The sequence below is a fragment of the Geodermatophilus obscurus genome (genome assembly GCF_900115395.1).
Lineage (GTDB): Bacteria > Actinomycetota > Actinomycetes > Mycobacteriales > Geodermatophilaceae > Geodermatophilus > Geodermatophilus obscurus_B.
Genome location: NZ_FOWE01000005.1, coordinates 347,811 through 369,255 on the forward strand (window position 1 = coordinate 347,811; position 21,445 = coordinate 369,255).

A 21,445-nucleotide genomic window follows, 5' to 3' on the forward strand; every position below is an offset into this window, starting at 1 on the left:
CGGCGGCCGTCGTCGTGCCCGAGGTCAGGAGGCGCCGAACAGCAGCCGGTTCGGGGTGCCGGCCCGCGCGGCGGTCCGCGACATCGTCACGTGGTTCGTCGTCGCGGCGGCCGTGACCGCCCCGGCGACCGTGGCCGGTGAGGCGGACGGGGCGCCCTGCAGGTACCGCGCGGCGACGCCGGCGACGTGCGGCGTGGCCATCGACGTCCCGCTGATCGTGGCGGTCGTGGTCGGACCGGTGTGCCAGGCGCTGGTGATCGCGACGCCCGGGGCGAACAGGTCGACGCAGGAGCCGTAGTTGCTGAACGACGCCGCCGTGTCGGTGCGGTCGGTCGCGCCGACGGTCAGCGCCGCCGTGACGCGGGCGGGGGAGTAGGAGGAGCAGGCGTTCTGCGCCACGCCGGAGGAGTTGCCGTTGCCGGCCGCGACCGCGTAGGTGACGCCGTCGGCGATGGAGTTGCGCACCGCGGTGTTGATCGCGGTGCTCGCGCCGCCGCCGAGGCTCATGTTCGCCACCGCGGGTGCGCCGGCCGGGTGGTCGGCCGTGACCCAGTCGATCCCGGCGACGACGCCCGCGGTGGTGCCGCTGCCGTCGCAGCCGAGCACCCGCACGCCGACCAGCCGCACGCCCTTGGCGACGCCGTGCGTCGCCCCGCCGACGGTGCCCGCGACGTGCGTGCCGTGGCCGTTGCAGTCGTCGGCCGAGCCGCCGTCGACGGCGTCGAAGCCGGACACGGCGCGGCCGCCGAAGTCGCTGTGCCCGTGGTTGATGCCGGTGTCGATGACGTAGGCGGTGACCCCGGACCCGGTCGTGGTGTAGCCGTAGGAGGTGTCCAGCGGCAGGTCGCGCTGGTCGGTGCGGTCGAGGCCCCACGGCGCGTCGGGCTGCACGGCGTCGGCCGTGACGACCTGGTCGCGCTCGACGGAGACCACGCCCGGGAGGCCCGACAGCCGCGCAGCGGCCGCCTCCGGCAGCGTCACGGCGAAGCCGGTCAGCGCCGCGGTGTAGACGTGGTCGATCCGCCCGCCGAGGCCGCGGGCCCGCTCGGCCGCCTGGGCGGGGAGGGCGGAGCTGTCGACGGTGACGACGTAGGTGGCGCGCGGGCCGCCGTCGGGCGGTGCGGCCGCCGCGGGGCCGGCGGTGACGCCGAGTCCGGCGGTGGCCAGGGCGGCGACGACGCCGGCGGCCAGGGTGCGACGAGTGGGCAAGGACGGCTCCTCGGGAGGCTCCGCGGCCGGGCGACCGCGAGGTGATGCGAGCCAACGCGGTGCCGGAGTTCACCGCAAGTGAGGCAACGAACTCGCAGCGTGAGTCCGGCGTGTCCTGGTCCCCGGGCGTGCCGACGTCCCGGGTCGGCTCGCCTCGTCGGGCTCGCCTCGTCGGGCTCCCCTCGTCGAGATCGCGTGATCTCGGCGCTCCAGGGCCCGTTGACCGTCGAGATCGCGTGATCTCGGCGCTCCAGGGCCCGTTGACGGTCGAGATCGCGCGATCTCGACGGGGAGGGGAGGTGACCCGGGCCGCCGCTCAGGCGGCGGAGGCCGCCTCCGGGACCGGGCGCCCGTCGCGCAGGGCGCTCAGCAGGGCGATGTCGCGGGCGTGGCCGCGGTCGGCGCTCGGCGTCTCGACGACGACCGGCACGCCCGCCACCGCCGGGTGCCGCACGAGCTCGGCGAACGCGGGCAGCCCGATCGACCCCTCGCCGATCGTGGCGTGTCGGTCACGCCGGGATCCGCGCCCGTCCAGCGAGTCGTTGGCGTGCACCAGCCCGAGCCGGCCGGGGCCGACGGCGGCCTCGAGGGCGTCGAGCGTGGCCGCCGTCCCGCCCGGGGTGGCCAGGTCGTGCCCGGCCGCCCACGCGTGGCAGGTGTCCAGGCAGACGCCCACCATCGGGTGCCCGTCCAGCGCGGCCAGGTACGGGCCGAGGTCCTCCACGGTCGCCGCCAACGACCGGCCGCCGCCCGCCGTCGGCTCGACCAGCAGCCGCGGGCCGTCGTCGGGCAGCGCGTCGAGCACCGGCAGCAGCCGCTCGCGCAGCTGCCGCAGCGCCGCCTCGTAGCGGTCCTCGTCGACCGCCGAGCCCGCGTGGACGACGACCCCGCGGGCACCGAGCTGCGCCCCGCGGGCGAGGTCGGCGGCGATCACCTCGATGGAGCGGTCGACGGTCGCCTGCGTCGGGGAGCCGACGTTGACCAGGAACGGCGTGTGCACGAACAGAGGCACGCCGCGCTCGGCCAGACCCTCGACGAAGGCGGCGTCCTGCGCGGGATCGCCGGCGCTGCGCCGCCAGCCGCGCGGGTTGCCGACGAACACCTGCACGGCCTCCGCACCGACGTCGTCGGCGTTGCGCAGCCCGTCGGTGGCCAGGCCGCCGCCGACCAGGACGTGCGCGCCGACCGGGGTCGACGCCCGGGTCACCCGAAGCTCAGCAGCAGGCTGACCTCGGTGCGCACGTCGACGACGGTGCCCGGCGCCGGGTTCTGCCGGTACACCTTGTCGCCGGTGATGAACGTCGAGGTGCTGTGGGTCAGGCCGGCGGCGTCGAGCGCCGCGACGGCCTCCTGCTCGCTCATACCGGTGACGTCGGGCACGGCGACCTGCGGCAGGCCGATCGACACCTGGATGGTCAACTCCGAGCCGTAGGGGGCCTCGACGCCCGGTGCGGGGTCGACCGCCATGACCTGGTCCCGGTCGACCTCGGCGCTGCGGCCCTCGGTGCGGACGACGGTGAAGCCCAGCGCCTCGAGGTTGCCCTGGGCGGCGTCGGCGGACTGGCCGACGACGTCGGGCACCTCGACCGGCGCCCGGCCCAGGCTGACGTAGAGGGTGACCGTCTGCTCGCGGCGCAGCTCGGTGCCCGGCGCGGGGTCGAAGCGGGTGACCGAACCGGCCGGCACCTGCTCGTCGTAGACCTCCTCCTCGGCGAGGACCACCGGGATCCTCCCGAGCGCCTCGCGCACCGCCTCCTCCGGCTGACCGACCAGCCCGGCGTCGACCGCGAACCGCTCGGGCCCCTTGGACACGACCAGCTCGACGTCGGTGCCGCGGATCACCTCGCCGCCGGAGGGGTCGGCGGAGATGACCGCGCCCTCGGGCACGGACTCGCTCCACTGCTCCTCGCCGAAGACCGGGTCGAGGTCGGCACCCTGCAGCAGGTCGACGGCGGCGTCGCGGTCGCTGCCGGCGAGCTCGGGCACCTGCGTCCAGCGTCCCGAGCCCATCCACCAGCCGACGGCGCCCACGGTGACGGCGAGCAGCAGCACGACGGCCAGCGCCAGCCGCGCGCGGCGGCGGCGCAGGTGCGGGGCCGGCCCCGGACGCCCGGCCGGGGCCGGCCGGCGGCCCGCCACGTCGGTGGTGGGGCCGGCGCCCATGCCGGGCAGCATGCTGGTGCGCCCGCCGCGGGAGGAGCGTCCCGGCGCGAGCACCTCGGTGCCGGGCCCGCCCGGTCCCGGGTCGCTGGGGTGCCGCTGCCGGGGTGGCCGGTTGGTCGGGCGGATGGTGGCCGGTCCCGCGGAGCTGCGGCCGGTGGGCACCGGCACGCGGGCCAGGCCGAGGTCGCTGCGCACGTCCTCGAGGTCGGCCAGGAACGCCCCGGCGTCCAGCGGCCGGACGGCGGGCTCGCGGCGGGTCGTGCGCTTGACCAGCTCGTCGACCTGCCACGGGACGGCCGGCACCTCCGACGAAGGCAGCGGCACGTCGTGGTGCACGTGCTGGTAGGCCACCGCCAGCGGGGTGTCGCCGCCGTAGGGCGGGTGGCCGGTGAGCATCTCGAACAGCACCAGCCCGGCGGCGTAGACGTCGCTGCGGGCGTCGGCGCGGCCGCGCTCGAGCTGCTCGGGAGAGAGGTAGGCGACCGTGCCGATGAGCACGCCGCCGGTGTGGCTGGTCTGCCCGGTGCCGGTGAGCGCGCGGGCGAGGCCGAAGTCGGCGACCTTCACCGTGCCGTCGTGGCCGATGAGCACGTTCTCGGGCTTGACGTCGCGGTGGACGATCCCGGCGCGGTGCGCGGCGGTCAGGCCGGCGAGCACCGGCTCCAGGACGGCGAACGCCTCGCCCACGGTGAGCCGGCCGCGGGCCTGCAGCAGGTCGCGCAGCGTGCGGCCGCGGACGAGCTCCATGACGAGGAACACCAGGCCCTGGTCGCTGCCCTGGTCGCTGACCGACACGACGTTCGGGTGGCTGAGCATCGCCGCGGCGCGCGCCTCCCGGGTGAACCGGTCGACGAACGTCGGGTCGTGCGCCAGGTGCTCGGCCATGACCTTGACGGCGACGGTGCGGTGCAGCCGCAGGTCGGTCGCGGCGTAGACGGTGGACATGCCGCCGCGCGCGAGGCGCTCCTCGAGGCGGTAGCGCCCCTCGAGGACCAGGCCGACCACGGGGTCGGTCACGGCGGTGTCCACGCTGCGAGTCTAGGAGCGGGCGGCGCGGGAGCGGCGGTCACACACGCAGTCGCGCCGCCCGCAGCACCCAGCCGTCACACCGACCACAGGAGGACGGCCGGGATCAGGGTCCCTGATCGTGCGGCGTCCTCCCTCACGGTGGGACGTGCGGGAGGACGCCCGACTATCAGGTCACCTGATCGTCGCGGGGCACGCTCAGGAGAGCTCGAGGCCCGGGTAGAGCGGGTGGGCGGCGACCAGCTCGGCGGCGGCCGCGCGGGTCTTGTCGGCCAGGCCGGCGTCGACGACGTACTTCGCCCGGGACGGCGACCCGTCCTTCGTCGCGGCCGGGGAGGTGTTCGACAGGACCTCCACGATGAGCTCGGCGGTGCGGTCGAACTCCGCCGCGCCGAACCCGCGGGTGGTCAGCGCGGGGGTGCCCAGCCGGACGCCGGAGGTGTACCAGGCCCCGTTGGGGTCGGCCGGGACCGAGTTGCGGTTGGTGACGATGCCGGCGTCGAGCAGCGCGGACTCCGCCTGCCGGCCGGTGAGCCCGAAGCCGGAGACGTCGAGCAGCACGATGTGGTTCTCGGTGCCGCCGGTGACCAGGGTCGCGCCGCGGCGGGCCAGCCCCTCGGCGAGGGAGACGGCGTTGTCGACGACGGCCTGCGCGTACGTGGCGAACTGCGGGCGGCGGGCCTCGGCGAAGGCGACCGCCTTGGCGGCCATGACGTGCGGCAGCGGCCCGCCGAGCACCATCGGGCAGCCGCGGTCGACGGCGTCGGCGTACTCGGGCTGGCTGAGCACGAACCCGCCGCGCGGGCCGCGCAGCGACTTGTGGCTGGTGCTGGTGACGACGTGCGAGTGCGGCACCGGGTCGAAGTCGCCGGTGAACACCTTCCCGGCGACCAGGCCGGCGAAGTGGCTCATGTCGACGATCAGCGTGGCGCCCACCTCGTCGGCGATCTCCCGCATCCGCGCGAAGTCGACCTTCCGCGGGTAGGCGGAGTAGCCGGCCATGAGCACCAGCGGGCGGAACTCGCGGGCGCGGGCGGCGACGGCGTCGTAGTCCAGCAGCCCGGTGCCCGGGTCGGTGCCGTAGGAGGACTGGGCGAACATCTTGCCGCTGATGTTCGGCCGGAAGCCGTGGGTGAGGTGGCCGCCGGCGTCGAGGCTCATGCCGAGCATCCGCTGGTCGCCGAGGGCGTGCCGCAGGGTGGCCCAGTCCTCGTCGGTGAGGTCGTTGACGTGCCGGACGCCAGCCCGCTCGAGTGCGGGGGACTCGATGCGCTGGGCCAGCACGGCCCAGAAGGCGACCAGGTTCGCGTCGATGCCCGAGTGCGGCTGGACGTAGGCGTGCGGGGCGCCGAACAGCTCGCGGGCGTGCTCGGCGGCCAGCGCCTCGACGGTGTCGACGTTCTGGCAGCCGGCGTAGAAGCGGTGGCCGACCGTGCCCTCGGCGTACTTGTCGGAGAGCCAGTTCCCCATGGTGAGCAGCACGGCGGGGGAGGCGTAGTTCTCGCTGGCGATCAGCTTCAGCGAGGCGCGCTGGTCGGCCAGCTCGGCGCCGATCGCGTCGGCGACGCGCGGCTCGACCTCGGCGATGACCGACAGCGCGCTGCGGTAGGCGGTGGACGCGGCGGAGGCGTCGAAGGCGGGGGTCACGTCGCTCATGGGGGCTCCTGGCGGGTGTCGGCGTCAGCGGTGCCCAGGCGCCCGGCGGGGGAGTGCAGGCCGCTCCCCGGTGGTGCCCCACCTCGATGCGCCAGTCACGGCCCACCGTCGATCCTAGCCCGCGACGGCGACCCGGCCCCGGTCCGTCCTAGGCTCGATGCGTGCAGACCGACGAGATGGAGACGCTGACCCCCGCCGAGGTCGCCGCCGCACTCGGTGTCTCGCCGAACAAGGTCCGGCAGCTCATCCGCGAGGACCGGCTGATGGCCGTCCCCGGCAGCGGCAACAGCCGCATCCCGGCCGACTTCCTCCAGGAGGGCGCGGTCCTGCGGCACCTGCCCGGGCTGATCACCGTCCTCAAGGACGGCGGCTACACCGACGTCGAGGTGTTCGACTGGCTGTTCCGGCACGACGAGTCGCTGCCGGGGACGCCGGTGCAGGCCCTGCGCGACGACCGGCACACCGAGGTCACGAGGCGCGCCCAGGCCCTCGCCTTCTGATCCATCAGGCACAGGAAGCGATGCGCACGTGTCGACGCCGGATACGTGCGTACCGCTTCCTATGCCTGGCGGGACCCGGCGCGCTGGCGGAGGCGGACGGTCTGGGCGCTCGCGAGGCGGCGGGCGAAGATCCCGAGCCGGCGCGGCTTGGACACCGTCACCCGGCGGTCGAGGACGCGGAAGTCGGCGCGCTCGATCTCGGTGAGGATGCCGCCGTAGAGCGCGGTGGCCGCGCGCACGCAGTCGCGGGACTCCGCGGCGAGCATCGGCGTCCCCGGAGCGGCGTCGTCGTAGCGGCGGCGCACGATCGCGACCATCTCCTGCATGAGTGCGCGGAAGCGGGCGTCGTACCGCTTGGCCGCGATCTGCTCGCGGGTCACCCCGTGCGCGGCCATGACGTCGGCGGGCAGGTAGACCCGCCCGCGGTCGGCGTCCTCGGCGACGTCGCGCAGGAAGTTGGTCAGCTGGAAGGCCTCGCCCAGGGCGATCGCGTGCGGCGCGGCCTCCTCGCGGGTGACGCCGGGCGCGGTGCCCAGCACGGGCAGCACCTGCAGGCCGATCACCGACGCCGAGCCCCACATGTACCGGTCCACCGCCGCCATGTCGGCGTAGCCGGTGACCGTGAGGTCGCTGGTCATCGCGGCGAGGAAGTCGACGAGGTGCTCGACCGGGATCGCGTACCGGCGGTAGGTGTTCACCGTGGCCAGCCGCACCGGGTCGTCGGACCAGCCTGCCTCGAGCTCGGCCAGCAGCGCGCGCGACCAGTCGGCGAGGTCGCCCTCCGGGTCGGCGCCGGGGTGGTCGACGAGGTCGTCGGCGGTGCGGGCTGCGGCGTAGAGGGCGTGGACCGCCGGGCGCCGGTCGGCGGTGAGCAGCCGGGTGGCGAGGTGGTAGCTCTTGCCGTGCTCGGCGTTGACCGCCGCGCAGAACCGGTAGGCGGCGTCGAGCCGTTCCTGCCGCTCCGCCGTCGACAGCGGCCGCTCGGTCGCCGTCACCGGACCGGCCCCGTGATCCGCTCGGCGGCGAGCCGGCCGCTGATGACCACCATCGGCACGCCGACGCCGGGCTGCACCGACGAGCCGGCCAGGACCACGTTCTCGGGGCCGCGGCGGGGCAGGGTCGGCGTCCGGAACGGGCCGGTCTGGCCGAAGGTGTGGGCCAGCGCGAACGGCGTGCCGGCCGCCATGCCCTGCCGGGCCCAGGTCAGCGGGGTGTCCACGTGCTCCACCTCGATCGCGTCGGAGAGGCCCGTCCAGCCGCGGGCCTCCAGGGTGCCCAGCACCTCCTCGCGGTAGCGCGGGGTGAGGGCGTCCCAGTCGATGTGCGGGTTCCCGCCGCTGTGCGGGTCGAGGTTCGGCGCCGGCGCGACGACGCTGAGCACCTGCCCGCCGTCGGGTGCCAGCGAGCGGTCGGTGCGCGAGGGCATGCTCACGAGCAGGCTCGGGTCGCTCATCGGCCGGCCGTCGCGGGTCAGCTCGTCGAACACCTGCTGCCAGGCCGCGCCGAAGCTGATCGTGTGGTGCGCCTGGCCGGGCAGCTCGTCGCGCACGCCGAGGTGCAGCGTGACGCAGCTGGGGGAGTAGGTGGGGCGGCGGCGGGAGAACCCGGGGACCAGTCTCTCGGGGACGTCGGTGGTCACGACGACGGCGTCGGCGGGCAGCCGCTCCCCGCCCTCGAGGCACACGCCGGTGACCCGCCGGCCGCGGACGTCGAGCTGCTCGACGGTCGCGCCGTACCGGAACACGACGCCAGCGTCGGCCGCGGCGGCCGCCATCGCCCGCGGCACCGCACCGATCCCGCCGACCGGGTGCCACACGCCGGCGCCGATGTCGAGCTGGGCGATGACGGCGTAGGCGGCGATCGCGCGGAACGGCGAGACGCCGGCGTAGAGCGCCTGGAAGCTGAACAGCCGCCGGAGCCGGTCGTCGTCGAAGAAGCGGGCGACGTGGCTCGACAGCCGCCCGAAGCCGCCGCGGCGGGCCAGCGCCCACAGCTCCGGGCCGAGCAGGTCCAGCGGGGTGTCGAGGTTGCGGTCGATGAAAGTGCGCAGCTGCAGCCGGTACAGCTCGGCGAGGTCGGCGAGGTAGCGGCGCAGCGCGGCGGCCTCGGCCGGGCCGGCCAGGGCCTCGACCCCGGCGGCGAAGGCGTCGACGTCGGCGTGCACGTCGAGGTGGGAGCCGTCGGCGAACTGCGCGCGGTAGGTGGTCTCCAGGGGCACCAGCTCGAGGCGGTCCTCCAGCCGCTCGCCGACGGCGGCCAGCGTGTCGGCCACCAGCTCCGGAGCGGTGAACACCGAGGGCCCGGTGTCGAGGACGTAGCCGTCGCGCTCGAGGACGCCGGCGCGGCCGCCCGGGCCGGGCCCGCGCTCGACGACCGTCACCTCGCGGCCGGCGCCACGCAGCCGCAGCGCCGTGGCCAGCCCGGCCAGGCCCGCGCCGATCACGACGACCCGGTCGGTCGCCCCGGGGACGGTGCGCACGGTCAGGCGGTCCGCGTGGTCGCGGCGACGGCGAGCGCGTCGAGAGCGGCGCGGGCCTCCTGGGCGATCGGGGCGTCGGCGATCGCGGCGCGCGCGGTGGCGGTGCTCTCGGCGATCCGCTCCTCGACCCGGGCGCGGGCGCCGGTGCCCTCGATCAGCGCCCGCAGGGCGGCGAACTGCTCCTCGCCGGCGTCGGGGTCGCCGAGGGACTCGCGCAGCAGCCGGCGGCCGGCGTCGTCGGCGGCCTCCTCGGCCAGGGCGACCAGCAGGGTCTGCTTGCCCTCGCGCAGGTCGTCGTCGGCGGACTTGCCGGTGACGGCGGGGTCGCCGAACACGCCGAGGACGTCGTCGCGCAGCTGGAACGCCTCGCCCAGCGGCAGGCCGATGGCGGTGTAGACGTCGGCGGCGCGCGGGCCGGCGCCGGCGAGCGCGGCACCGAGCTGCAGCGGGCGCTGCACGGTGTAGCCGGCGCTCTTGTACCGGGCGACGGTGAGCGCGCCCTGCGCGCCCGGCAGGCCGCCGGCGGCGCGCAGCAGGTCGAGGTATTGCCCGGCGGTGACCTCGGTGCGCATGGTGTCCCACACGGAGCGGGCGCGGGCCAGCGCCGGGCCGGAGATGCCCGAGCGGCGCAGCAGCTCGTCGGACCAGACCAGCGCGAGGTCGCCGACGAGGATCGCCGCGCCCACGCCGAAGGCGTCGCCGTCGCCGGACAGGCCGCCGTCGCCGTGGCGGGTGGCGAAGCCGACGTGCGTGGCGGGGCGGCCGCGGCGGGTGAGGGCGCCGTCCATGACGTCGTCGTGGACCAGCGCGCTGGCGTGCACGAACTCCAGCGCGGCGACCGCCCGCAGCACTGCGGCGTCGTCCTCGGCCGGACCGGAGACGTCCTCGGCGACCCCGCGCCAGCCCCAGTAGGCGAAGGCCGGGCGCAGCCGCTTGCCGCCGTCGGCCAGCGCGCAGACCTCGTCGACGACCGGCGTGAGCGAGGGGTCCATCCCGGACAGCGTGGTGCGCTGCTCCTCGAGGAACCCGGTCAGTGCGGCCGACACCGCGCCCCGGATGCGGCCCAGGTCGGCGGCCGCCAGGGAGGGCGGCAGCTGACGGACCACGGACCCTCGTTGCTCCGCCGCGCCGGTGATCACGCGGCCAGTATCGCCCCATGGAGTCGTGCGCGTCCCGTTCAGGGGCCGGTGGGACCTGTTCACGGGCTGTCTCCTGCCGCTCGGCCGGTGCTCTCCGGAACCCTTCCGGCGGGAACGCGCGGCCGGATGCAGACGTACCCTCGGTCCCCGTGACCGCCAGCGTCCGTGAACTGCTCACCTCGTCCCGGCCGACGTGGTCGTTCGAGTTCTTCCCGGCCAAGACGCCCGAGGGTGAGGCCCAGCTGTGGACCGCGCTGCGCCGGCTGGAGTCGCTGCGGCCGTCGTTCGTGTCGGTGACCTACGGCGCCGGCGGCTCGACCCGGGAGGGCACGGTCGCCGTCACCGAGCGGATCGCCGCCGAGACGACGATGACCCCGCTGGCGCACCTGACCGCGGTCGACCACTCGGTCGCCGAGCTGCGGCACGTCGTCAGCCGGCTGGCCGCCGCGGGTGTGCGCAACCTGCTGGCGCTGCGCGGCGACCCGCCCGGCGCCGACCCCCAGGCGGACTGGGTGGCCCACCCGCAGGGCCTGCGCTACGCCTCCGAGCTGGTCGAGCTGATCCGCTCGATGGGCGACTTCTCGGTCGGCGTCGCCGCGTTCCCCGAGCGGCACCCGCGCTCGCCGGACTTCGACAGCGACGTCGAGATGTTCGTGCGCAAGTGCCGCGCCGGCGCGGACTTCGCGATCACCCAGATGTTCTTCCGCGTCGAGGACTACCTGCGGCTGCGCGACCGGGTGGCCGCCCGCGGCTGCGACGTCCCGGTGATCGCCGGGGTCATGCCGGTGACCAACGCCCGGCAGATCACCCGCATCGTGCAGCTGTCGGGGCAGGCGTTCCCGGAGGACCTGGCCGCCCGCTTCGCCGAGCTCGACGGTGACTCACCCGAGGACAAGGCGGCGGTGCGCGCCTACGGCGTCGAGGTGGCGACGGCGATGTGCCGGCGGCTGCTCGACGAGGGCGTGCCCGGCATCCACTTCATCACCATGAACCGGTCGACGGCGACGCGCGAGGTCTACGCCAACCTCACCGACGCGGCCACCGGGATGTCGGTGCCCTCGACCCTGGCCGCGACCCCCTAGACGCTGACGCGGTGGCCGGGCTCGAGCAGCTCGGCGGTCATCCGGGCGGCCCGGCGCAGCGCCTCCCGCTCGGCGGCGTAGCCCCCGAGGACCCCGACGACGGGCAGCTGGGACACCAGCCGGGCACCCAGGCGGCCCTTGGGACGGGCGTCGAGCGCGTCGTCGATCCGGCCGAGCAGCTGCGCGGCGCGCCACACGGTGCGCGCCGCCCCGGCCAGGCCGGTCCGCTCCTCGCGCGCGCCGAACGCCGTCTCGACGTAGCTGCCGCGGACGCGCTCCAGCAGCGGGCGGACGCGGTCGGCGGGCAGGTCGCGCGCCAGCAGCACGCGGCTGAGCAGCGACACCCGCTCGGCCGGGTCGGTCACCCCGTGCTCGCCGGCGACGCCGAGCACCACCAGTGACTGCACCGCCGTGCCGACGGTGTTCTGCAGCGGGAGCAGGTCGGCCAGCCGTCCCGCCACGCGGGGCAGCCCGCCGGCCGCCGCGGCCACCCGTGACACCCGGTCGGCCCACCAGGCGTCCCGCTCGGCGGGCGGCAGCTCCGGCGGGCGGCCCAGCCGCTGCACGAGGGGGCCGGTGAGCCGGTCGACCCGGCGCAGGACGTCGACGACGACGGCGTCGCTGAGGGGAGGGGCCATGAGGTGCGCATACCCGCCGGCGCGCCCGGTGCACGCCCGCGGTGGCGGCGACGGTGTGCGCGCGGGTGCAGCCGGAGGCCCCGGACCCGCACGTCCGCGCACGCGGTCGGCCGGGTTGCGCGGCGCTCGTAGCGTGGCGCGCATGTCGGGGCACGGGCGCGCCCGCCGCTGGGCGGTCCTCGCCGCGCTGGTCGCCGTCCTCTGCGCCCTGCCGGCCGTCGTCGGCGCGCTGCCGGCCGACGACGCCGACGTCCCCGCGGCTGACCTGCGCGACGCCGTCCTCGCCAGTGCCGGCGTCGGCTTCTCCGGCTACGCGGTCTCGGCCGGCGGGCTCACCCTGCCGGTCAGCGACCAGCTGCCGGCCGTCGCCGACCTGCTCAGCGACCGCGTGCAGCTGCGGGTGTGGTGGCGCGGCGAGGACGAGCAACGGGTCGACGTCCTGACCGCGGCGGGGGAGACCGGCGTGCACACCGACCCGGCCGGCACCTGGACGTGGGAGTACGAGTCGGCCACCGCCGAGCGGACGCGGCCGGCGCCGCTCGCGCTGCCCGCCCCGCCGGACCTGGTGCCGGCCGCCCTGGGCCGGCGGCTGCTGTCGGAGGCCGCCGACGACGAGCTGTCGCGCATCGGCGCGCGCCGGGTCGCCGGGCGGGACGCGCTGGGTCTGCGGCTGGTCCCGGCCGCGGCGGCGTCGTCTGTGGCCCACGTCGACGTGTGGGCCGACGCCGCGACCGGCCTGCCGCTCGCCGTGGAGGTGGTCGCCGACGGGGCCTCCGCGCCCGCCCTGGACACCCGCTTCCTCGACCTGGACCCGAGCCCGCCCCCGGCCGCCGTCGTCGGCTTCACCCCGCCGGCGGGTGCCCGCGTCCGGGAGGGCCGGGACGTCGGCGGGCTGCTCGACGAGGCCGGCAGCCGGCTGCCCGCGGCGCGGTTGCCGGACACGCTGGCCGGCCTGCCCCGCCGCGACCTGGCCGGCGCGCCGGCGGCGGTGGGGGTCTACGGCGGCGGGGTGACCCTGCTGGTGGTGGCGCCGGTGCCCCACCGGCTGGCCTCCGCGCTGCGCGCCGCGCTCGCGGCCGCCCCGGACGCGGTCGCCGACGAGCGGGGTACCCGGGTCGCGGCCGGGCCGCTCGGCCTCGTGCTCGTCGAGCCGCCGGGCCGCGGCGCGCACCTGCTCACCGGGACCGTCACCCTCGACGCGCTCGCCGACGCCGCCGCCGTGCTGGGGAGGGCGCCCGCGTGAGCTCGGTGATCGTCACCCGCGGCCTGGTCAAGCAGTTCGGCCGGGTCCGCGCCGTGGACGGGATCGACCTCGACGTCGGCGCCGGCGACGTCTACGGCTTCCTCGGCGCCAACGGCTCGGGCAAGACGACGACGGTGCGGATGCTGCTCGGCCTGGTGCTGCCCACCCGCGGGGAGGTGGAGCTGCTCGGCCAGCGGATGCCACGCGCCGGCCGGCGGGTGCTGCCGCGGGTGGGTGCGCTCGTCGAGGGCCCGGCGCACCACCGGCACCTGTCCGGCGCCGCGAACCTGGCGCTGCTCGACGCCGCCGGGCCCGGCGGCCGGCGCCGGGACCGGAGGCGGCGGATCGCCGAGGTGCTCGACCAGGTGGGCCTGGGCGGGGTGGGACGGCGGCCGGTCGGCGCCTACTCCCTCGGCATGCGGCAGCGCCTGGGCCTGGCCGGTGCGCTGATGCGCCGCCCGGAGCTGCTGGTCCTCGACGAGCCGACCAACGGGCTCGACCCGCAGGGCATCGCCGAGGTCCGGGAGCTGCTGCTCGACCTGCACCGCGGCGGGACGACGGTGTTCCTCTCCAGCCACCTGCTCGCCGAGGTGGAGCAGCTGTGCAGTCGCGTCGGCGTGCTCGACCGCGGCCGCATGGTGCTGCAGGACGAGATGACCCGCCTGACCGCCCCCACCGGCGCGACCGTGGTGGAGACGCCGGAGCCCGGGCGGGTGCGCGCGGTCCTCGACGGCCGGGTGCTGGCCGCCTCCGGCGAGCGGGTGGTGGTCCGCGGGGCCGACCCGGCGGAGGTCAACGCGCTGCTGGTGGGCGCCGGTGTGCCGGTGACCGGGCTGGCCCTGCAGCGGCCCACCCTGGAGGAGGTCGTGCTCGCCGCGGCGGGCACCAGCGCCGACCGGGTGGAGCGGGCGTGATCGGTGTCGAGCTGTCGAAGATGTTCCGCCGGCCACGGACCTGGACGACGATCGCCGTCCTCAACGCGCTGCCGGTGCTGGTGGCCGTGCTGCTGCGGCTCACCGACCTCGCGCCGCGGCCGGGGGAGGGGCCGCCGTTCCTGTCGGCGGTGCTGACCAACGGGGCGCTGTTCCCGCTGGCGGCGCTGGCGATCGTGCTGCCGCTGTTCCTGCCGATCGCCGTCGCGGTGGTCAGCGGGGACGCCGTCGCCGGGGAGGCGCAGGCCGGGACGCTGCGGTACCTGCTGGCCCGCCCCGCCGGCCGCACGCGGCTGCTGGTCGCCAAGCTGGTCGCGGTGCTGGCCTTCGTCGTCGTGACCGTGGTGGTGGTGGCCGCGGTCGGCTTCGTCACCGGCACGCTGCTGTTCGACGCGCAGCCGGTGGGCGGCACGTCGGTGTCGGGCACCTCGCTGACGCAGGAGGAGCTGGCCGGGCGCACGCTGCTGGCCATCGGCTACGTGGCGGTGTCGATGCTCGGCGTCGCGGCGTTCGGGCTGTTCTTCTCCACGCTCACCGACTCGCCGCTGGCCGCCGCGCTCGGCGCCCTGGCGGTGCTGGTGACGTCGTCGCTGCTGTTCACCCTCGACGCCGCCTCACCGGTCGCGCCCTACCTGCCGACCCGCTACTGGCTGGCGTTCGTCGACCTGTTCCGCGACCCGGTCCTGTGGCGCGACGTGGTACGCGGGCTGGCGCTGCAGGGCGTCTACGTCGGGGTGCTGCTGACCGCGGCGTGGGCCAACTTCACCACCAAGGACGTCACGAGCTGAACGACTGCGCGCCGATCACCGACAGCAGCGCGAGCTTCTCGGCGCTCTCGCTGCCCGGCGCCGCGGTCAGCACCAGCAGCACCTGCGCCTGGTTCTCGGTGAACAGCGCCTGGCAGTCGACGTCGATCTCGCCGAGCTCCGGGTGCACCAGGGTCTTCGCGTCGTCGAACCGGCGGGCCACCTCGTGCTGCTCCCACACCGCGGCGAACTCGGGGCTCGCGGCCAGCAGCCGGCGCACGATCTCCGCCGCCCGGGGGTCGGTCCCGCCCGCGCTGAGCGCCGCGCGCAGCCCCGCCGCCTGCAGCCGGCTCTGGTGGGCGTGGTCCCGCTCGGGGTACCGGCTGCGGGCGCCGGGGTCGGTGAACCACCGGTAGAAGGCGCTGCGGGCCAGGCCGGTGTGGCGGGTCTCGTCACCGAGCAGGGCGGTGGCCATCCGGTTCTGCAGCAGCGTGTCGCCGAGGTCGGAGAGCACCAGCGCCGGGGTGTCGGCCAGCCGGTCGAAGACCCGCTGCAGCGCCGGTGCCACGTGCTCCGAGCGGCGCACCCGCAGCGGCGCGGAGGAGCCGGCGAGCCGGAACAGGTGGTCGCGCTCGTCGAGGGTCAGCCGCAGCGCCCGGGCGATCGCCGTCAGCATCTGCTCCGACGGCTGCGGGCCGCGCTGCTGCTCCAGCCGCGTCCAGTAGTCGGCCGACATCCCCACCAGCGCGGCGACCTCCTCGCGGCGCAGCCCGCTGGTCCGCCGGCGCGGACCGGCGACCAGGCCGACGTCGGCCGGCTGCAGGGCCTCGCGGCGGCGGCGGAGGAAGTCGGCGAGCAGGGGGCGGTCCACGCGTCCATCCTCGCCGCCTCGCGTCCGCCCATCCAGGGACCGCCGGTCCCCGGACAGGTGCTCTCTGCCGCGCGGGCGCCGGGCGCCGCAGGGTGGGGACACCGACACAAGAGGGAGGTCCCCATGGACACCAGCGGGAAGACCGTGCTCGTCGCCGGCGGCACCTCGGGCATCGGCCTGGGCCTGGCGCTGCGGCTGCAGGCGGCGGGCAGCAGCGTCGTCGTCGCCGGGCGGCGCCAGGAGGAGCTCGACCGGATCGCGCAGGCGCACGCGGGTATCGGGACGGCGGTGCTCGACGTCACCGACCCCGCGTCGATCACCGCGTGCGCGGCCGCCGTGACGGCCGCCCACCCCGGGCTCGACGTGCTCGTCGCGATGGCCGGGATCATGCTGCCCGAGGACCTGCGCGACCCGGCGCACCTGGCCACCGCCGAGGCGACGGTGACCACCAACCTGCTCGGTCCGATGCGGCTGACGGCCGCGTTCCTGCCGCACCTGCTCCAGCGTCCCTCGGCCGCCGTCGTCACCGTCTCCTCCGGGCTGGCTTTCGTGCCCCTGCCGGCCACGCCGACCTACAGCGCGACGAAGGCGGCGGTCCACTCGTGGACGCAGAGCCTGCGGGTGCAGCTGGCCGGCACCTCCGTGGAGGTCCTCGAGCTGGTGCCGCCGGCGGTGCGGACGTCGCTCATGGGCCAGGACGCCGCGGGCGCCGGCATGCCGCTCGAGGACTACCTCGACGGCGTCATGACCGTCCTGCGCGAGCAACCCGACGCCACCGAGGTGCGCGTGCCGGAGGTGGAGTTCCTGCGGTGGGCCGAGGTCCGCGGCACGCACGGCGAGGTCCTGGCGCAGCTCAGCTCACGGAGCCACTGACGCCGGGCGCCGCCGGTCCCGCCGCCGGTCCCGCCGCCCGGACCGCCGCCCGCCGGCCGAGGAAGGCCACCAGGCGGTCCTCGGCCGGGGCGGTCGCCGGCAGGTCCACGGGCGCGGCGAACAGCTCCGGCCGCACGCCGGCGGGCAGCAGCGACGACGCCAGGGCGAGCACCTCGGCGGCCAGGCCCGGCGGCATCGGACGGCCGGAGCCGACAGCCGTGGCGACGTCCCAGCCGTGCGCCGTCAGCTCCACGGCCCCGTTCCGCGCAGCCGCGGTCGCCCGGCCGGCCCGGTCGCCGTCGGCCGCCGCCCGCGTGACGACGTCGAGCAGGTGGAGGAGGCGCTCCCCGGCCACGGCCACGGGGTCGGCGTCTCCGGACCGGGCCGGCCGTGGCAGCGCGAACTCCCCGGTGCGGACCAGGGTGGCCAGGCCGTCCGCGGCGTCGGCCAGGTGCAGCAGCAGGGCACGCAGGTCCCAGTCCGGGCACGGGGTGGGCCGGTCGAGGTCGGTCGCCCCGACCTCGGCCAGGCCCTCGAGCGCGTAGCCGGTGGCGCGGGCGAGGAGAGCAGTCCCGCCGGTCACGCCGGCGCCGCCATCTCCCAGGGCGCCTCGGGCAGCACGTCGCCGGTCTCGAGCAGCGACTTGAGGTTGGCGAGGACGGCGGGCCAGCCGTGCGAGATCTCGCGCAGCGCCTGCCCGTCGGCGAGGTTCTCGTGGGTGACGGTGAGGCGGACGATCCCGGCGCCCGGCTCGAGGTCGAAGGTGACCACCGAGTCGCCGCCGGGCGGTTCTTCGCCGCCCGCGTCGCCGAAGGTCATGACCAGGCGGCGCGGGGGATCGGTCTCGAGGACCCGGCCACCGGCGTCGGCCTCGCCCGAGCCGTCGGTCCGGCGGTGCTCCCAGCGGCTGCCCGGCTGCCAGTCGGAGACGTTGGCGTGGCCCCAGTAGCGGGCGGTGAGGTCGGCGTCGGTGAGCGCCTGCCAGACCTGTCCGGGGGTGGCCCGGACGTAGGTGACGTAGACGTAGGTGGGGACCGGCTCGGACACGGCGAGCTCCTCTGCTGCGTCGCGGATGGCGGCCAGCGCCTGCAGGCGCGGCCGGTCGAACGTCGAGATCCAGCGCTCGCCGATCTCGGAGATCGCGGCCGGGTTGAGGAAGTGCAGCCGTTCGCGGCCGCGGCGGACGACGGTGACCAGCCCTGCGGAGACCAGGACGTCGAGGTGCTGCGTGGCCGACTGCCGCGCCATGCCCAGGCGCGCGCAGAGCTCGCCCAGCGTCTGGCCGTCCTGCTCGCGCAGCCGGTCGAGGAGCAGCCGGCGCGTGCGGTCGGCCAGGGCCTTGAACACCGCGTCGACGTCCGGTGCGTCCACGTGTCCGATCATGCAGGCATCCACCTGCATGTGTCAACGCGCCGGTACTGGGACGTCCTCCCTCACCTCCGCGCGTCCTGGCTCACGCCCGCGCGTCCTGGCTCACGGTGGGCGGTGAGGGAGGACGCGCCACGATCAGGTCACCTGATCGTCGCGGCCGCCGGCTCAGCCGCCCAGGCGGGCGCAGTCGGCCGGGCCGAGGGGCACCGGGTCGCCGGCCGCCAGCTGGGCGACCACCATCGCCTGCACCAGCGGGTCGCGGGGGAGCCCGCCGTGCCCCACCTGCGCGCCCGCGCAGACCGACTGCACCTCCAGCTCGAGGGCGCCGTCGAGGCGGGCGGACTCCGGCGGGGTGACCGTCTCGTCCCGCGCCGTCCAGATCGAGACCCAGGTCGGCCCGTCCGGCGTCTCGTCCCCGCCGTTGAGCTCCGCCAGCAGGTCGCTGTCGGTGGCCAGCTGCCGGCACGCCTCGGGACACGAACCGGGGGCGACCCGGGTGGCGAGGTCGGCGAGGGTGGTGCCGTGGTGCGGTGAGCCGAGCGTGACCACCCGCCGCGCGACGCCGGCGCCGCCGTCTGCCACCCACAGCCGGGCGACCACCCCGCCCGCCGAGTAGCCGACGACGTCGACGCTCTCGGCGCCGGTCCGCGCCAGAGCCGCGTCGGCGGCCTCGTCCAGCGCGACGGCGGCCTGCGCGAGGTCGCCGGTGCCGTCGCCGGGCAGCGCGACGACGGAGGCGTCGCGGCCCTCGGCGGTCAGCCGGTCGGCCAGCGACGACAGCGAGCCGGTGCCTCCGCCGTACCCGGGGACCAGCAGCACCGGGCCCGGCTCCTCCTGCGACACCGGTGCGGCCGGCGCGGCCCCGCCGTCCCGGCCGGCGAGGACCAGCACCGTGGCGGCGACGGCGGCCGCGACGACGAGCGCGAGCAGGACCAGCAGCAGACGGCGGCGGGCGGGGGCGAGGCCGGCGAGCACCTCCCCACTGTCCCCGGTCCCGCCGGAGGGTGGCGCTGCCGGGGAGACTGCCCGCGTGCTGAGCCGTGAGGAGTACCTCGCCGAGTGGTCGCGCTGGCACGGCGGCACCGACCCGTCGGCCAGCCGGCTGGTGCACGGCTGGCTGTCGCTGGCCTACCGGCTGGCCCGGGCGGTGTCCTGGATGCCGCCGCTGGCCGCCACCGCGCTCGGCCTGCTGGTGGCGCTGGCGGCGATCGGCCCGGCGCTGGCGGGCGGCGCGTGGCTCGTCGCCGCGGGCCTGCTGGTGGGGCTCTCGGGCCTCCTCGACTCCCTCGACGGCGCACTCGCGCTGGCCGGCGGACGGGCCTCGCGCCGCGGCTACGTGCTCGACTCCGCCGTCGACCGGCTCACCGAGGCGGGGTACGCGGTGGCGCTGTGGGCGGCCGGCGCGCCGGGCTGGCTGGCCGCCGTCTTCGGGGCGCTGTGCTGGCTGCCGGACTACCTGCGGGCCCGGGCCGGGCAGGCCGGCGTCGCCGAGACCGGGTCCATCTCGGTGTGGGAGCGGCCCACCCGGGTCGTGATGACCGGCTTCACCGTCGGGGGCGCCGGCATCGTCGCCGCGACCGGGCTGGACGCCGTCGCCGGGGTGGCCGACGGCCCCGCGGTCGTGGTGACCACCGGCGCCGCCGTCGGCGCGGTGCTCGGGCTGGTGGGGACCGCCCAGCTGGGGGTCTCGCTGCGCCGCGCGCTGGGGGAGTGACCGACGCCGGGCGGCGGGCGCACCCGGGCGCCTCTTAGGGTTGCGCTGCCAGCCGTCGGCCCGTCCACCAGGAGCCCCCGTGCCCGTCCTCGTCACCGGCTCCATCGCCACCGACCACCTCATGACGTTCCCCGGCCGGTTCACCGACCAGTTCGTCGAGGGTCAGATGGAGAACGTCTCCCTGTCGTTCCTCGTCGACGACCTCATCCAGCACCGCGGGGGTGCCGGCGCGAACATGGCCTACGGCCTGGGGCTGCTGGGCCTCGCCCCGGTGCTGGTCGGGTCGGTGGGCAGCGACTTCGCTGACTACGACGCCTGGCTCACCCGGCACGGCGTCGACACCGGCGACGTGCGGTGGTCGGAGATCAAGCACACCGCCCGGTTCGTCTGCACCACCGACGCGGTCAACAACCAGATCGCGTCCTTCTACTCGGGGGCGATGAGCGAGGCCGGCGAGATCGAGCTGGCGCCGGTGTGCGCCCGCGTCGGCGCGCCCGACCTCGTCGTCATCGGGCCCAACGACCCGAAGGCGATGGTGCGCCACACCCAGGAGTGCCGGGACCGCGGCTACGCCTTCGCCGCCGACCCCAGCCAGCAGCTGGCCTGGGCCGACGGGGAGATGATCCGCGACCTCGTCGACGGCGCCGACCTGCTGTTCACCAACGAGTACGAGTCCGCGCTGCTCATGCAGAAGACCGGGTGGGACGCTGCGGAGATCCTCGCCCGCGTCGGCACCTGGGTCACCACCCGCGCCGCGCAGGGCGTGCTGGTCCGGCAGCGGGGCGCCGACCCGATCGAGGTCATCGCCGTCCCCGAGACCAAGCCCGTCGAGCCCACCGGCGGCGGGGACGCCCTGCGCGCCGGCTTCATCGCCGCCCGCACGTGGGGGCTCGGCCTGGAGCGCGCCACCCAGCTCGGGTCCGCGGTGGCCACCGAAGCGGTCGAGGTCGTCGGCACGCAGGAGTACGAGCTGCGCCGCGAGCCGTTCCTCGAGCGGTTCGCCGCCGCCTTCGGCGACGCGGCCGCCGCCGAGGTCGCCGCCCACCTGCCGGCCTGACCCCTCCCCGGCAAAGGAAGCGATGCCCGCGTCCTGGCACCCTGGACGTGGGTGTCGCTTCCTATGCCTCCGAGTCGCCGCGGACCTGCTCGCCGATGGTGGGGTCCTCGGCCCACGTCGAGTAGGGGATCCGCGGGATCGTCCGGACCTCGCCCACGGTGCACCACTCGTTGCCCCCGAGGCGGGCCAGCGGCCGCAGCTCCTCGATCCGCGGCCGGCCGTCGCGGACGGCGTCGCTGACCACGCTCACCCACTCGACCCGGCCGAAGACGACGGTGCTGTCACCGAGCCGCAGCGTCGAGTGCAGCGTGCACTCGATGGTCACCGGCGACTGCGCCACCCGCAGCGCGCCCACCTTCTCGCTGGGCTCGAGCCGGATCCCGGCCGCCTCGGCCTCGCTCTGGTCCGGCGGGAAGTCGGTGCCGGTGGCGTTGGCCTGCTCGAAGAGCTCCTCGGGCACCAGGTTGACCGTGAAGTCGCCGGTCGCCTCGACGTTGGTCAGCGAGTCCTTGCGCCCGACGGAGGTGAACTGCACGACCGGCGGCTGCACGCACGCGACCGTGTAGAAGGAGTGCGGCGCCAGGTTGTGCACGCCCTCGGCCGAGCGGGACAGCACCCACGCGATCGGCCGGGGCACGACGACCGAGTTCATCACCCGGTAGAAGTCCGACGGGCGCATCCCGGCCGGGTCGAAGGGGGTGCGGGGCCGGCTCGGCTCGGGTGAGGTCACGCCCCATCCTGTCCCG

The 21,445-nt window shown here is 76.3% G+C and carries 21 protein-coding genes and 1 riboswitch; of the genes, 8 read left to right on the forward strand and 13 right to left on the reverse strand.

Features of this window, described 5'->3' with window-relative positions; translation table 11 throughout:
• Positions 1–24: 24 nt before the first annotated feature.
• The 4 genes from BM165_RS12280 to BM165_RS12295 form a co-directional block, all read right to left on the reverse strand.
• Positions 25–1,209 carry a S8 family peptidase gene (locus BM165_RS12280; RefSeq protein WP_075013809.1) on the reverse strand — a complete coding sequence of 395 codons (1,185 nt, stop codon included), beginning with the start codon at positions 1,207–1,209 and terminating at the stop codon, positions 25–27.
• Between the two features lie 316 nt (positions 1,210–1,525).
• Positions 1,526–2,416 (reverse strand): deoxyribonuclease IV, encoded by an 891-nt coding sequence (locus tag BM165_RS12285; protein WP_075013810.1) that lies wholly within the window; start codon positions 2,414–2,416, stop codon positions 1,526–1,528.
• The gene (gene pknB / locus BM165_RS12290; protein ID WP_075013811.1) at positions 2,413–4,401 is read right to left on the reverse strand and encodes a Stk1 family PASTA domain-containing Ser/Thr kinase; all 1,989 of its coding nucleotides are present in this window, start codon (positions 4,399–4,401) and stop codon (positions 2,413–2,415) included. The genes BM165_RS12285 and pknB overlap by 4 nt, the downstream gene beginning before the upstream one ends.
• Before the next feature lie 195 nt (positions 4,402–4,596).
• Complete coding sequence (locus BM165_RS12295) at positions 4,597–6,054, reverse strand: glycine hydroxymethyltransferase (RefSeq protein ID WP_177225177.1); 1,458 nt, start codon at positions 6,052–6,054, stop codon at positions 4,597–4,599.
• A 25-nt stretch (positions 6,055–6,079) separates the two neighbouring features.
• Positions 6,080–6,163: riboswitch (ZMP/ZTP riboswitch) on the reverse strand.
• A 52-nt stretch (positions 6,164–6,215) separates the two neighbouring features.
• Here BM165_RS12295 and BM165_RS12300 point away from each other — a divergent pair.
• Positions 6,216–6,554, forward strand: coding sequence for an Rv2175c family DNA-binding protein (locus BM165_RS12300; RefSeq protein WP_244274187.1), 339 nt, complete (start codon positions 6,216–6,218; stop codon positions 6,552–6,554).
• Positions 6,555–6,613: 59 nt separating this feature from the next.
• Here BM165_RS12300 and BM165_RS12305 read toward each other — a convergent pair whose 3' ends face one another.
• From BM165_RS12305 to BM165_RS12315, 3 genes are read right to left on the reverse strand one after another with little or no spacing between them, the layout of a single operon-like run.
• Positions 6,614–7,549, reverse strand: a complete 936-nt coding sequence (locus BM165_RS12305) for a phytoene/squalene synthase family protein (RefSeq protein WP_075013812.1) — start codon at positions 7,547–7,549, stop codon at positions 6,614–6,616.
• The gene (gene crtI, locus BM165_RS12310; RefSeq protein ID WP_075013813.1) at positions 7,546–9,033 is read right to left on the reverse strand and encodes a phytoene desaturase family protein; all 1,488 of its coding nucleotides are present in this window, start codon (positions 9,031–9,033) and stop codon (positions 7,546–7,548) included. Before crtI ends, BM165_RS12305 begins: the two co-directional genes overlap by 4 nt.
• Before the next feature lie 2 nt (positions 9,034–9,035).
• Positions 9,036–10,139 (reverse strand): polyprenyl synthetase family protein, encoded by a 1,104-nt coding sequence (locus BM165_RS12315; RefSeq protein ID WP_244274188.1) that lies wholly within the window; start codon positions 10,137–10,139, stop codon positions 9,036–9,038.
• Positions 10,140–10,321: 182 nt separating this feature from the next.
• Between BM165_RS12315 and metF the strand changes: the two genes are divergently transcribed.
• Positions 10,322–11,254 carry a methylenetetrahydrofolate reductase [NAD(P)H] gene (gene metF / locus BM165_RS12320; RefSeq protein WP_075013814.1) on the forward strand — a complete coding sequence of 311 codons (933 nt, stop codon included), beginning with the start codon at positions 10,322–10,324 and terminating at the stop codon, positions 11,252–11,254.
• On the opposite strand, the gene BM165_RS12325 is transcribed toward metF, so the two are convergent.
• The gene (locus BM165_RS12325; RefSeq protein ID WP_075013815.1) at positions 11,251–11,892 is read right to left on the reverse strand and encodes a hypothetical protein; all 642 of its coding nucleotides are present in this window, start codon (positions 11,890–11,892) and stop codon (positions 11,251–11,253) included. The genes metF and BM165_RS12325 overlap by 4 nt on opposite strands.
• Before the next feature lie 142 nt (positions 11,893–12,034).
• Between BM165_RS12325 and BM165_RS12330 the strand changes: the two genes are divergently transcribed.
• From BM165_RS12330 to BM165_RS12340, 3 genes are read left to right on the forward strand one after another with little or no spacing between them, the layout of a single operon-like run.
• Positions 12,035–13,135: a transcriptional regulator gene (locus tag BM165_RS12330; RefSeq protein WP_075013816.1), complete on the forward strand. Its 1,101-nt coding sequence runs from the start codon at positions 12,035–12,037 to the stop codon at positions 13,133–13,135.
• Positions 13,132–14,049: an ABC transporter ATP-binding protein gene (locus tag BM165_RS26090; protein WP_143108143.1), complete on the forward strand. Its 918-nt coding sequence runs from the start codon at positions 13,132–13,134 to the stop codon at positions 14,047–14,049. Before BM165_RS12330 ends, BM165_RS26090 begins: the two co-directional genes overlap by 4 nt.
• Positions 14,046–14,855: an ABC transporter permease gene (locus BM165_RS12340; protein WP_075013817.1), complete on the forward strand. Its 810-nt coding sequence runs from the start codon at positions 14,046–14,048 to the stop codon at positions 14,853–14,855. The genes BM165_RS26090 and BM165_RS12340 overlap by 4 nt, the downstream gene beginning before the upstream one ends.
• Here BM165_RS12340 and BM165_RS12345 read toward each other — a convergent pair.
• Positions 14,845–15,684 (reverse strand): helix-turn-helix transcriptional regulator, encoded by an 840-nt coding sequence (locus tag BM165_RS12345; protein ID WP_075013818.1) that lies wholly within the window; start codon positions 15,682–15,684, stop codon positions 14,845–14,847. The genes BM165_RS12340 and BM165_RS12345 overlap by 11 nt on opposite strands.
• 123 nt (positions 15,685–15,807) lie before the next feature.
• Here BM165_RS12345 and BM165_RS12350 point away from each other — a divergent pair, with 123 nt between their 5' ends.
• Positions 15,808–16,557: an SDR family oxidoreductase gene (locus tag BM165_RS12350; protein WP_075013819.1), complete on the forward strand. Its 750-nt coding sequence runs from the start codon at positions 15,808–15,810 to the stop codon at positions 16,555–16,557.
• Here the strand turns inward: BM165_RS12350 and BM165_RS12355 are convergent.
• The 3 genes from BM165_RS12355 to BM165_RS12365 form a co-directional block, all read right to left on the reverse strand.
• Complete coding sequence (locus BM165_RS12355; RefSeq protein ID WP_075013820.1) at positions 16,538–17,140, reverse strand: TIGR03086 family metal-binding protein; 603 nt, start codon at positions 17,138–17,140, stop codon at positions 16,538–16,540. The genes BM165_RS12350 and BM165_RS12355 overlap by 20 nt on opposite strands.
• Positions 17,137–17,928 carry an ArsR/SmtB family transcription factor gene (locus BM165_RS12360; RefSeq protein WP_244274189.1) on the reverse strand — a complete coding sequence of 264 codons (792 nt, stop codon included), beginning with the start codon at positions 17,926–17,928 and terminating at the stop codon, positions 17,137–17,139. Before BM165_RS12360 ends, BM165_RS12355 begins: the two co-directional genes overlap by 4 nt.
• Before the next feature lie 165 nt (positions 17,929–18,093).
• Positions 18,094–18,903, reverse strand: coding sequence for a lipase family alpha/beta hydrolase (locus tag BM165_RS12365; RefSeq protein WP_075013821.1), 810 nt, complete (start codon positions 18,901–18,903; stop codon positions 18,094–18,096).
• A 55-nt stretch (positions 18,904–18,958) separates the two neighbouring features.
• On the opposite strand from BM165_RS12365, the gene BM165_RS12370 reads away from it, so the two are divergent.
• Both BM165_RS12370 and BM165_RS12375 read left to right on the forward strand, forming a co-directional pair.
• Complete coding sequence (locus BM165_RS12370; protein ID WP_075013822.1) at positions 18,959–19,642, forward strand: CDP-alcohol phosphatidyltransferase family protein; 684 nt, start codon at positions 18,959–18,961, stop codon at positions 19,640–19,642.
• Between the two features lie 79 nt (positions 19,643–19,721).
• Complete coding sequence (locus BM165_RS12375; protein ID WP_075013823.1) at positions 19,722–20,699, forward strand: carbohydrate kinase family protein; 978 nt, start codon at positions 19,722–19,724, stop codon at positions 20,697–20,699.
• 61 nt (positions 20,700–20,760) lie between these two features.
• On the opposite strand, the gene BM165_RS12380 is transcribed toward BM165_RS12375, so the two are convergent.
• Positions 20,761–21,429, reverse strand: a complete 669-nt coding sequence (locus tag BM165_RS12380; RefSeq protein WP_244274190.1) for a flavin reductase family protein — start codon at positions 21,427–21,429, stop codon at positions 20,761–20,763.
• Positions 21,430–21,445 lie beyond the last annotated feature (16 nt).

What these genes read in the sequence shown, in the direction of transcription:
- BM165_RS12295 (WP_177225177.1), bottom strand. Translation starts at nt 6,054, where the DNA reads ATGAGCGACGTGACCCCCGCCTTCGACGCCTCCGCCGCGTCCACCGCC.
- BM165_RS12325 (WP_075013815.1), bottom strand. Translation starts at nt 11,892, where the DNA reads ATGGCCCCTCCCCTCAGCGACGCCGTCGTCGTCGACGTCCTGCGCCGG.
- BM165_RS12330 (WP_075013816.1), top strand. Translation starts at nt 12,035, where the DNA reads ATGTCGGGGCACGGGCGCGCCCGCCGCTGGGCGGTCCTCGCCGCGCTG.
- BM165_RS12350 (WP_075013819.1), top strand. Translation starts at nt 15,808, where the DNA reads ATGGACACCAGCGGGAAGACCGTGCTCGTCGCCGGCGGCACCTCGGGC.